The sequence below is a fragment of the Streptomyces monticola genome (assembly GCF_042665355.1).
Lineage (GTDB): Bacteria > Actinomycetota > Actinomycetes > Streptomycetales > Streptomycetaceae > Streptomyces > Streptomyces monticola.
The window spans coordinates 39,645-50,347 of sequence record NZ_JBHTCF010000003.1; the positions used below are offsets into that span (position 1 = coordinate 39,645).

8 protein-coding genes and 2 pseudogenes are annotated in these 10,703 nt (G+C 70.9%); 3 read left to right on the top strand and 7 right to left on the bottom strand.

Features of this window, described 5'->3' with window-relative positions:
• Positions 1-279 precede the first annotated feature (279 nt).
• The 4 genes from ACFQVC_RS08560 to ACFQVC_RS08575 form a co-directional block, all read right to left on the bottom strand.
• Positions 280-1,167, bottom strand: a complete 888-nt coding sequence (locus ACFQVC_RS08560; RefSeq protein ID WP_381828431.1) for an NAD(P)H-binding protein — start codon at positions 1,165-1,167, stop codon at positions 280-282.
• 144 nt (positions 1,168-1,311) lie between these two features.
• Positions 1,312-1,770, bottom strand: coding sequence for a CBS domain-containing protein (locus tag ACFQVC_RS08565; RefSeq protein ID WP_381828433.1), 459 nt, complete (start codon positions 1,768-1,770; stop codon positions 1,312-1,314).
• A 218-nt stretch (positions 1,771-1,988) separates the two neighbouring features.
• Positions 1,989-3,320 carry an SPFH domain-containing protein gene (locus ACFQVC_RS08570; protein ID WP_381828436.1) on the bottom strand — a complete coding sequence of 444 codons (1,332 nt, stop codon included), beginning with the start codon at positions 3,318-3,320 and terminating at the stop codon, positions 1,989-1,991.
• Positions 3,317-5,038: an SPFH domain-containing protein gene (locus tag ACFQVC_RS08575; RefSeq protein ID WP_381828438.1), complete on the bottom strand. Its 1,722-nt coding sequence runs from the start codon at positions 5,036-5,038 to the stop codon at positions 3,317-3,319. Before ACFQVC_RS08575 ends, ACFQVC_RS08570 begins: the two co-directional genes overlap by 4 nt.
• Before the next feature lie 640 nt (positions 5,039-5,678).
• Between ACFQVC_RS08575 and ACFQVC_RS08580 the strand changes: the two genes are divergently transcribed.
• Together ACFQVC_RS08580 and ACFQVC_RS08585 are read left to right on the top strand one after the other, a co-directional pair.
• Positions 5,679-6,218, top strand: a complete 540-nt coding sequence (locus ACFQVC_RS08580; protein ID WP_381828441.1) for a CBS domain-containing protein — start codon at positions 5,679-5,681, stop codon at positions 6,216-6,218.
• Between the two features lie 222 nt (positions 6,219-6,440).
• Positions 6,441-7,136: pseudogene (locus ACFQVC_RS08585) on the top strand (DNA polymerase ligase N-terminal domain-containing protein); the annotation flags it as partial.
• A 54-nt stretch (positions 7,137-7,190) separates the two neighbouring features.
• On the opposite strand, the gene ACFQVC_RS08590 reads toward ACFQVC_RS08585, so the two are convergent.
• The 3 genes and pseudogenes from ACFQVC_RS08590 to ACFQVC_RS08600 form a co-directional block, all read right to left on the bottom strand.
• A complete protein-coding gene (locus tag ACFQVC_RS08590; protein WP_381829510.1) occupies positions 7,191-7,544 on the bottom strand; it encodes a DUF4406 domain-containing protein in 354 nt (117 codons plus the stop codon).
• An 84-nt stretch (positions 7,545-7,628) separates the two neighbouring features.
• Positions 7,629-8,413 (bottom strand): annotated as a pseudogene (locus ACFQVC_RS08595) (DeoR/GlpR family DNA-binding transcription regulator).
• 92 nt (positions 8,414-8,505) lie between these two features.
• Positions 8,506-9,735 carry an erythromycin esterase family protein gene (locus tag ACFQVC_RS08600; protein ID WP_381828444.1) on the bottom strand — a complete coding sequence of 410 codons (1,230 nt, stop codon included), beginning with the start codon at positions 9,733-9,735 and terminating at the stop codon, positions 8,506-8,508.
• A gap of 58 nt (positions 9,736-9,793) precedes the next feature.
• Between ACFQVC_RS08600 and ACFQVC_RS08605 the strand changes: the two genes are divergently transcribed.
• Positions 9,794-10,585: a TioE family transcriptional regulator gene (locus ACFQVC_RS08605; protein ID WP_381828447.1), complete on the top strand. Its 792-nt coding sequence runs from the start codon at positions 9,794-9,796 to the stop codon at positions 10,583-10,585.
• Positions 10,586-10,703: the final 118 nt, after the last annotated feature.

Consider the following 10,703-nt stretch of genomic DNA (forward strand, 5'->3'; position numbering starts at 1 on the left):
ATCACGGACGGCTCCCGCTCCCGGCTTGCCCCATGGGACATCGGCCGGACGGGCAGGTGATGCGGTGATTCCGCGCCACCCTCGTCAGCGGCATGTATGCGTCACGGTCTGCGAGTGCGCACTTCACGGCGCCCCGGTGTGCCCCGCCGAGATCAGATTCAGGTCAGGGTTCGCGGTGCGGCCTGCGGCATCGCCGTTCACCGCGTACGCTGGCGGTTGTCTCGGTCCCGGTACAGCCCTCCCCCCGTGGGGCTGTACCGGGACCGTCTTGCTGTGTCTTCAGGAGTGCGCCAACCGTTCGTCCCCGTCGGCGTGGCGGGCGTCCGCCTCATCGGCCCGGAAAGCAGCCGCATTCTCCGCGGCCCACTGCCGAAACGGCCGCGCCGGAGAGCCGGTGACCCGCAAGACCGTGTCGCGCACCGCGAGGAGTTCGTCGTTGACGTCGCCGCCCGTGACGTCGAGCACCGCGTCCGCGGCCTCTTCCCCGAAGACCGCGACCATCTGGGCATGGGCCTCCTGCCGGCTGATCTCTGCGAAGGGGATGTCCCGGCCAAGGGCTGCCGCGATGGCCTCGACCTGCTGCCGGGCCGACACAGGCGCGGGGCCGGTCAGGGCGTACGTCCTTCCCTGGTGGCCCGGTCCGGTCAGCGCCACCCGCGCCACCGAGGCGATGTCCGCGGGGTGGATCGTGGGCAGTGCGGTGTCCGGGTACGGCGCGCGTACCGTCTCGTGCCCGCGGATCGTCGCCGCCCACATCAGGGCGTTCGAGGCGAACTGCGTCGGCCGCAGGATCGTCCAGGCCATGCCGCTGTCCTGGAGCAGCCGCTCGACCGTCTGCTTCTCGCGGGCGGGGCCCAGGTGCGGGTGGGTCCGGACGGTGATGGACGACACCAGCACCACATGCTCCACACCCGCCCGCCGGGTGGCCTCGATGATCTCGGCATCGGGCCCCAGGCCCGACACGAGGAACAGCGAACGCACGCCCCGCAGAGCGGCCTTCCGCGACTCGGGTACCGCGAGATCACCCTCGACGGCCTCGACCCCCTCGGGGAACGCGGCCCGTGCGGCGGCGCGCGTAAGTCCTCGCAACGGCCCGGCGCCGTGTGCGTGCAGTTCCTTCAGCAGCGCACTGCCGGTGTTTCCGGTGGCCCCGGTCACGAGGATCATGAGCGCGTTCTCCCGTCGTCAGATGGTCGACCGGAGAGAACGCTAGAAGCTCAATCGCACTTCAGGTCAAGGGGCCGTCCCGTTGTGAGCTGACCGGCCGCCGGCCCGCGCACTTTCCCGACGGCCCCTTCCTCTTCCTCTTGCTCAGGAGGCGCCGAGCAGTTCGTGCAGCAGATGGGACGCCGTGATCACCCCGAGGAGATGTGTGCCCGCCTTGTCCTTCTCGGCGACCGCGACCAGCGGGCTGCGCACCTGGGCCATCAGGGCGGCGACTTCCAGTGCGGTGTCGTCGGGTGCGGCGATCGGCGGGCGGGCGGCAGTGCTCGACAGGCAGTCGGCCACGGTCCGCCCGGCCAGTGCCTCACACAGCTTGTCGGCATGCTTCTCGTCGACGACCGCCGCGAGGGTCGGATCCTCCACCACGTAGGCCGGGACCAGGACTTTGACCAGCTGTGAGGCCGGCAGTATGGCCTTCGGCTCACCATTGGCGTCGAGCACCAGCAGGCCGGGCAGCTTGTGCTCGGCCATCAGCCGGGCCGCGTCGAGGGCCTGGCTGTCGACGGCGACCGACTCGTAGGCGATCGCCAGATCCCGTGCGCGCACGGCTCGCTCCTTTTGCTCCACACCGAACTTCCGAAGTCCAGCGTCGTCCCTCGGCAGGCGGAGTTCCAGGCTATTGACGCGAGCCATACGCATCGGTCGTCACTCGTCCGCGACGGCTGTCCGGCACAGCTGTCCTGCACGCCGTCCGCCCAGCTCTCCGGCACAGCAAGACGCGGGCGGAGCAGCCGGTGCTGCTCCGCCCGCGTCCGGCGCCGTCCTCAGCCCTCGTGGCCGGAGTCACCGCCCTGACCGAAAGAGCGGGTGTCCAGCGCGGGCAGCGTGCCGGGCGCCGACGTGAGGCGCGGCAGCAGCTGGGCCGCGAGCAGCGTCGACAGGGCCGAGGTGTCGCTGCCGCCGTCCGTGCGGACGACCACCGGCTGCGGTGCCTTGGAGGCCAGTTCGGCGCCCACTTCGAGACGGCGGCGGGCCAGTTCGTACTGGAGCACCGCGCGGTTGTCGCGGTAGGCCATGGCGAGCGCCCGCTGCGCACGGGCCTCGTTCTCGGCGGAGATCAGTCCGCTGCGGCCGCGCGTCTCGATCTCGAAGCGCACCCGCTGCGCGTTGGTCTCCTGCTCCTCGAGGAGCTGCGCGACCTGCTCGCGGGCCTTGTTGAGCGCGGCCTTCACCTCGACGATGCGGGCGTCCCGCACCTTCTTGGCCCGCTCGATGTCCATGCCCAGCTGGTCGATCCGGCGCTTGCGCGTCAGACCCCACTCCTGCTCGTATGCCGTGCGCTCCTTGGCGACCTGCTCACGGGTGGCCAAGTGCTGCTGGTACTGCGCAGGAAGCTGCACGTCCGGGATGTTGGAGCCGGTGATGCGCACGCCGTAGCGGGACAGCTGACGGTTGAGCAGCTCCTGCATATCGGCGACGTCCGAGCCGCGCAGGTCGTACGCCCGCTCGGTGCGGATGAGGCGGGCCCGCTGCCGGATGGCGTCCTGGACGGCGCTGGAGAGCACCAGGTCGAAGTTGCCCGCGCCGATGGTCCGTACGAAGTGCACGGCGTCCGAGATACGGAACTTCAGGAAGAACTCGATCGACCGCAGCGGCACGTTCTCCTGCGTCGGGCAGGCCATCACCGGCGCCGAGTACGGGATTTCGGTGGCGACGTCGACCACGAAGTCCACGCGCGACCACGGGTGCCACAGATAGTGCCGGCCGGCGTCCAGGGTGCGGGTGACCGCGCCGTAGCGGGTCAGTACGCCGTTGGTGCCCTGCTCGATCTCGACGATCGAGGAACGCCACCACCACAGGCCGCCGACGATGAGCAGCAGGACGCCGACGATGTAGGCCACCGTGGCGAGCGCGCCGTAGGCGACCTCGGACACACCGCCGGAATCACCCTCGCGCAGGCTCAGCATCACACCGCTGAGCAGGGCGAAGACACCGAGCCACAGCGGCAGCATCCACCACAGCTTGCGCCGGTGGCGAGGGATGATCACGGGGATCAGGGTGCCCGCCTCGCCGCCGCGCAGCAGTTGGGCGATATCGCTCCAGGCGGCCACTCTCTCGGAGATGACCGACCGGGTCTGGTTACGCGCGGTGCTCACTGGCCGGCCTCCACGGTGTCGATGTCCACGGGCGTGCCGCCGCCGTTGTCGTCGTCGCCGGCGGTGCCGCCCGTGCCCGCGGGCACGTCGCCGGAGACCTCGGTCCGTGCCGCGGGCACGGTGGGCCGCTCCGTGTCGACGGCTTCGAGCAGCGCGCCGATCTCCGTCTCGCGTGCGGCGATCCGGTCGGCGACCTCGCCGAGCCGCGCCCGCACGGCCGCCATGTCCTGCGGTGAGAACAGCTCCAGGCCGCGCTCGCCCACCAACTCCTTGGCCAGCTGCAGGAAGTCGACTCCGGCGGCGCCGTCGCCGTCCGCCGAGCCGCCGATGCGCACCAGGCGCGGCAGATGGTCGGCGACCTGCTCCAGGGTGTCGAGGACCTGCTGCTGGTAGCGGTATTCGAGGATCTCCGGTGCCTCGGCCGCGGTGACCGCGCGGATGTCGAGGGCCTGTGCCTCGAGGAGCGCGGCGTTGGCCTTGGCCTCCGACTCCGCCTGCACATAGCGCTGGCGGGCCAGGGCCTGGGCGCGGTTGGTCTCGCGCTCCACCGCGGTGTCCATCTGCGCCTGGTACTGGGCGATGTCGGCCTGGATCGCGGAGAGCGTCTCCTGGCTGGTGGCCAGTTCCTTGCTCAGATCGCCCTCGTCCTGCTCCTTGCGCAGCTGCAGCGCGTACTCGTGGGTGTACGCCTCCTTGGCGACGCGCACCATTTCGGGGGCCGCCAGGTCCATGCGGTAGTTGCGGTCGGACGGTTCGGCGTGCGTGATGTTGGCGTTGGTCAGCTCGACGGCCGGGCGGAACTGCTGGTTCAGCTGCTCCAGGAGTCGTCCGGTGTCCTCGCCGACCATGTCGTAGATGCCGGCGGCCTCCTGCTCGTAGATGAGGGAGCGGATGGTCTCGCTGACGGCGTTGCTGAGCTTCTCCTCGAAGCCGCGCACGGCGCCGAGGGTGTAGACGAACTCGGTCGGGTCGCTGATCCGGAACTGGATGAACAGATCGATCGAGGCCTTCACGCCACCCTTGGTCGGGGCCTCGCGCACCGGCGCGTTGAAGGGGTACTCGCGCGTCGTGTTGACGATGTACGAGACCCGCTTCCACGGGCTGAGCAGGATGACCCGGCCGGGGCCGACGACCTTCTCCAGCTTCCCGAAGCGGGTGATCAGGGCCTGGCAGCCGTCCGGCACCATGACCATGCCCTGGCGCCACCAGACGAAGGCGACGGCGAGCAGCGAGATGACCCAGTAGTGGAGGCCGAACAGCGGATTGGTGAGCGGCTGGTCGTCCGTCGCCGAGACCGCGACGGTCCCGATCACACCGAGCACGAGGAGCATCAGGACCGGCAGCATGCTCAGGAACGAGCGTCCCTTGGGCAGCACCATGGGGCAGATGGAGTGCACCTGCTCACGGCCCTCGCGCTGCTGCTCGCTGCGGTTGAGCGCCTCGCCGGCGTCGTCGAGCGAGACGGTCTTCTGTGTCATGACGGTGGCGATCGAGCCGCCCTGCTCGCGGGCGGCCGGGAAGTCCGCCGGGTCCATGCCCTCTTCCTGCACCGCGTCCCGCACGTCACCGGCACCGTCGTACTGGCCCTGACTCTGGCCGCTCCCGGTATAGGCCCCGGTGCGCCGCCGGACCTCTTCCTCGGCCAACTGCCGAGGATCGGCACCCGATGCCACGGCCTGAGCCGCTCTCCGCACGCTTTGTGCCCGCGCTCGTGCCACGTCTTCCCCCACTCCTGCTGCTGTGCTTGTTTCCGTTGTTCACTGCGGCCGCTGTATCGCGCGTCCGCTGTCGGGCCGGCCCACATGTGGGCGAGGCCCGCGTGTGGGCGGGCTCGTGGCCGCATTCGTTCTCAGGTCAGGTTACGCGTCGCTGCCCTGTGCCCGACCAGCCAGCTTTCGCGTACCCCGCCCACGGGTGGAGGGGCGGACGGGAGGAGAGAGCGGGAAACGCGCCCCCGTTCTGCCGGAACCCGTGACCGGATCTCCGGCTGCGGTTTCCCGCTCTCTCCGTATCCCCGTGCATCCCCCGGTTCGTCCCCCGTGGACAAGAAGAAGGCTGTCACGCACATGCAGCTTGCGTCATTGCCGGTTTCCGGCAGTCTTTATGCGCTCTTGATGCCGTACTGACGCGCCGGTGACCTGTTCGGCGGCCGCGGGGCGCGAGAGGCGGACCAAGGCGTGACCTCCGGCCCTGCCGCGTCATTCACAGCGCTGCGCGTAGTGGTGAAGTCGGTGGGAATGGGGTGCTGCGCGCTTCCCCGGTGCGTGAGGATGACGTCGTGGAGGTCGGCGCGATCTGTCCTCTTGGCGTGCCGGGAAGTCTGGCAGGCGGACAAGAGCCGACCCATCCGGAGGCCTCATGCTCACTCGCGATCTGCTGGAGCCGTGCCCGCTCGTCGCCCTCGACAGCGAGGCACTGGCCGCCGCCCGGTTGCTGGCCGCGCTTGAACACCCGTATGTGCTCGCTGTCGACGGCTACGGCGAGCCGCACATGCTCCTCGGCGGCACGGAGTTCCTCCGGTTGTTGCTGCCCGATCAGGTCTGGGACGTTCCCGATCTGGCCGTGCTCATCGGGCCGTTGGCCGCCGCCGACGCCCTCGCCGGACGGCGGGTGGCCGACTGCCTTCCGCCGGGCGGTGCGGCACCGCCGGTGGTGGCACCCAACTGCCCCCTCACCAAGGCGACGCTGACACTGACCCGGGCCGGCAGCCCGCTGCTCGTGGTCGCCGAACGGAACAGGCAGGGCACCCGCGTGCACGGCATCGTCACCGCCCGACGCCTGCTCGCCCGCCACATCCACGGCGCCGGGCCGGCGGACACGTCCCGGCCGCCGCAGACCGGCGACGGCCGGGCGGAACGGGCCGGGGACGGCCGGGCGGAGCAGGCCGGGGACGACTAGGCGGAACGGGCCGGGGGGTGCGGTGTTGCCGGTCCGGGTACCGGACTTCGCGCGGAGCGCTCAGCGCAGCCCTGTCAGGCGGTCTTCCACGACGGTCTCGAGCTTGTCCCGCTGCTCGTCGCTGGAGTCGATGGAGCCGAGCAGGGAGATGCTCAATCAAGGGGTACTCGGCCACACCGGACCAGCGGCCCCGACGGAGGGGTGCCGGCGGAAGGGAGCGCCGTGAGCCAGAAGGACAGACTCCAGAAGGACAGACTGCGGACCTATCGCGACAAACGGCACTTCGACCGGACGCAAGAGCCGAGCGGCGAGAGTGCGGCGCGGGCGACGAAGGACGAAGCCGCGTCGGCCGCCTCCGCCCCCTCCGCCACAGACGGCGAGCCCACCTTCGTGGTGCAGATCCACGACGCGAGCACCATGCACTTCGACTTCCGCCTGGAGGTGGACGGCGTACTCAAGTCCTGGTCGGTGCCGAAGGGGCCCTCCACCGACCCGCACGACAAGCGGCTCGCCCTCCCCACCGAGGACCATCCCCTGGAATACGGGGACTTCGAGGGGGTGATCCCCCAGGGCGAGTACGGCGGCGGGACCGTCATCGTCTGGGACCGCGGCACGTACCTGCCGCACAGCCATGACAAGCAGAACCGGCCGGTGCCGTTCGGACAGGCCTTGGAGAACGGCCACGCCACGTTCGAGCTGCACGGCGACAAGCCGCGCGGCCAGTACGCGCTCACCAAGTTCCACGGCCGTGAGGAGAAGCGCGGCGGCTCCGCCGGGAAGCCGACGTGGCTGCTCGTCCGCACCGGGTCCGGGCGCGGCACCGGAGGCGGCACGCCCGATCCACGGCGGGCGCGCTCGGCGATCAGCGGCCGTACGCTGCGCCAGGTCGCCGAGTCTCCGGACGCGCCGGCCTGGGATGCGGATGGTGGGGACGGGGCGGACGGCGGCGGGCAGGGGTGTCGATGCCCGCGGTCACCGGGCGGCCGGGACGGCGTCGAGGCTGGTGTAGACGGCCTTGCCCCAGTCGCGGGCCCGGGCCGTCATCCGGTCGGCGCCCTCGGAGGGGCCGCCGATCCGCAGCACCGCGTCACAGCGGGCGAGGAGCTGCTCGGCGACGGGGTGGAAGAGCTCCTCGTAGGCCGGGTCGCCTGGGCGGGTGCTGCCGGCGGTCTCGAGGAGCGGCAGCGCGATTGCCTCGCCGGTGACCCCGAGGTGCCCGGCGCGGAACAGCTCCAGGGCGGCCTCGTTCATGGCCCGGACGTTCGCCTCGAGCTTGCGCGGGTCGTCACCGGTGCCCGAGCGGTAGGGACCGGCGACGAGGATCATCAGCCCGCGTGCGGCATGGTTCACAGAGGTGCTCCTTGGTTCGGCGCATGAGGCGTGTGGGGCGTGTGGGGCGTGTGACCGATGTCAGACCGGACGGGTCTCGGTGCCGGCGTCCCGCAGGGCCTTGAGGGTGTGCGGCCCCTTGGGGTGGGTCTGCGGATCTTCGGCGGCGGCGTCGGTGACGAAGCAGTCCACGGCGCCGAGCGGGGCGACCTGGCTGAAGGCGCGGACGCCGAGCTTGGTGGCGTCCGCGACGGCGACCGTGCGCGCGCTCTGGGCGAGCCCCGCCTGCTTCACGGCCGCGTCGTCCAGGGAGAACTCCGACCAGCCGTGTTCGGCGTGTACGCCGCCGATGGACATCACGAAGCAGTCGAAGCTCAGGGACTCCAGCGTACGGAGGCCAGTGGCCCCACCATCGAGCGCTCACCCGGCCTCGACCGGCCGCCCACGACGAGGAGTTCGATGCCCGGCCGGTCCGCGAGAGCGATCGCCGTCTGCAGGCTGAGCACAGCGACCGTCAGCGGGGCGCGTCCGGCCAGGTGTTCCGCCACGTGCACGGTCGTCGTGCCCGCGTCGAGCAGCACCCGGGAGCCGGGCTCCACCATCGCGGCCACGGCCGCGCCGAGGCGGTCCTTGGTGGCGGCCTGCCATCCCTCCCGGGCGGCGAAGCCTCCGCCTTCCTCGCGCGGGCGGACGGCAACCGCCCCGCCATGCACCCTGCGCACCAGGCCCTGACGCTCCAGCGCGTCCAGATCCCGGCGCACGGTCATCTCCGAGCCCCCGAGCCGATGGGAGAGCTCCGAAACAGAAACCCGGTCGGAGCCCTGCACCAAGCGCAGGGTCAGGTCCAAACGATTGGCGACACCCATGACTCATTTTGAACATGCCGATGTTCATTTGAACATCGAGCTGTGAGAGGTGGCCGTGCAGGCCGTGCACCTGCGGCGCTGGTCCTGCGGCGCTAGCCCTGCGCCTGCGGGACGTCCTTGACGAAGACGACTCCGTCGGTGGCCGACAAATGCGCCGGGGCGAGCGGGGCGTAGCCGAACCAGGGGGATACGCGAGGTGCGGGCCGGGTGTCGCCGAGGGCGGTGGTCAACCCGGGGACGTCGACGAGGCAGTGGTCGTCAGGGAGCGCGTAGAGGAGCCCTTCGAGGGTGTCCGGTGCCGGGGTGTCCACGCCCTGGTGCCGGATGGTGCCGAGTGCCGTGGCCAGGAAGGCGTACTGCTCCCCGTACTGCTCCCCCAGGCGGGCGTTCACGAGTGCGCCCGCGCTCCACCATTCAAGGAGCGGGGTGTCCCACATGCGCATGGTGCTCTTGTTGCGCTGGAGATGGCTGTTGTGGGCGTGGACCAGGGTCAAGTCCCGTTCGGCGACGGCCAGGAGGTTGTCGGCCATCATCGAGTCCCGCAGTCCGATCAGCCGCGTCATACGGGCCGGTGAGGTGTCGGCCATCCAGTAGTGGTAGCGCAGCAGTCCGGTGGCGGTACGTCCGTACAGGCGCGCCCGCTCCCAGTCGTCCCGCGAGGTCTGCGTGAGCAGCTGCGGCGTCTGCGCGTCGAGCAGCGCCACCAGATCGTCGGCGAGCAGCCGCAGCTCCTTGGCCTCGGCCGACCGCCCGGCGGAGTGGGCCGGGTCCATCATCGCGGCGGGGTTGGTCCAGCGGCCGTCGGCGCCCAGCAGGCGGTCGAGTGTCTCCGCCGTGCAGGGCAGCAGGGCCTCGTCCACCCGGGCCGACAGGTAGGCGTGAAGTGCGGTGAGGGCCTGCCGGGGGCTCGCGGCGCCGGTGATCTCCAGCGGGCCGTCGAAGCCGGCGAAGCGAAGCTGTTCGGACGCGGGCCTGCCGTCGTTGTGGGCGCGCATCCAGCGCACGAGTTCGCGGTTGGCGTCGGACGCCCCGAAGCCGTGGCTGAAGCCGTGCTCCATGACTTCGTCGAGAGTGCCGGTGCCCGAGGTGACGTAGTCGTCCACGATGAGGCCCCGCATGCAGTCGCTCTCGATCGCGATCGTCCGGTAGCCCTCCTGCTCGACGAGCTGCCGGAAGAGGTGGTTGCGGACATCGAGCAGTATGTCCGCGCCGTGGGTGGGCTCGCCCAGGGCGAGCACCCGCGGACGGTGCGGAAGCAGTCTCATGACGGCGGCGGCCTCAACGGCATGGGTGGAGTTCTTGATGTCGCTGTCAGTAGCCATGACTTAAACGGTATCGTTGAACCTTCGGTTGAAACTTTTCCGCGATAGCAGCAGGAACATGGGACGAAACCTTCAAAGCGGTGGTCAGCTCAGGCCGGTTGATCTGGCGCGCGGGCACGGTCTGTCCACACAGGCGGTCAGGAACTACGAGGAAGCCGGCATCCTCCCGGCCGCCGGCCGCACACCCCACGGCTACCGCACCTATACCGCGCTGCACGCGGGAGCCCTGCGCGCATTCCTCGCCCTGGCACCCGGCCACGGTCACCGGACGGCGACGGCGATCATGCGGGCGGTGAACGAGGGCGCGGCCGATGAGGCGCTCCGCCTCATCGACGAGAGCCACGTCCAGCTCCTCGACGACCGCCGCACCCTCCAGGCGGTGGAGAGAGCCCTGCGCGATCTGGAGCCGAGGGAGGTGAGCGGGGCCAAGGAGGTGAGCGGGGCCAAGGAGACGAAGAAGGCGAAGGAGGCGGCCGGGCCCGGGACTTCCGCGGCGCCCGGGTCCGGCGGCGCGTTCATCGGTCCGCTGGCGGCACAGCTCGGCATCCGGCCCGCGACGCTGCGCAAGTGGGAGCAGGCCGGCCTGGTGCGCCCGCGCCGCGATCCCCGGACCGGGTATCGCGTCTACGACGAGGCCGACGTCCGGGACATCCGCCTTGCCCACCAGCTCAGACGGGGCGGCTACTTGCTGAACCAGATCGCCCCGTTGATCGCCCAGGTCCGGGCGGCCGGCGGCCTCGAACCCCTGGAGGCCGCACTGACCGACTGGCGCGCCCGGCTGTCCGCACGCGGCCGGGCGATGCTGACCGGGGCGGCCGAGCTGGAGGCGTACCTCCGCGAACGCGGCTGAGCCGCAGGCCGCTACGGCTACGGCTACGCATGGGGATCCGGGGCATTGACCCCGCCCACCCGGCTTCGGCGATCACGACGCCGCCGAGTCATCCTCCCAACTCCGGGGCGGACGCCGG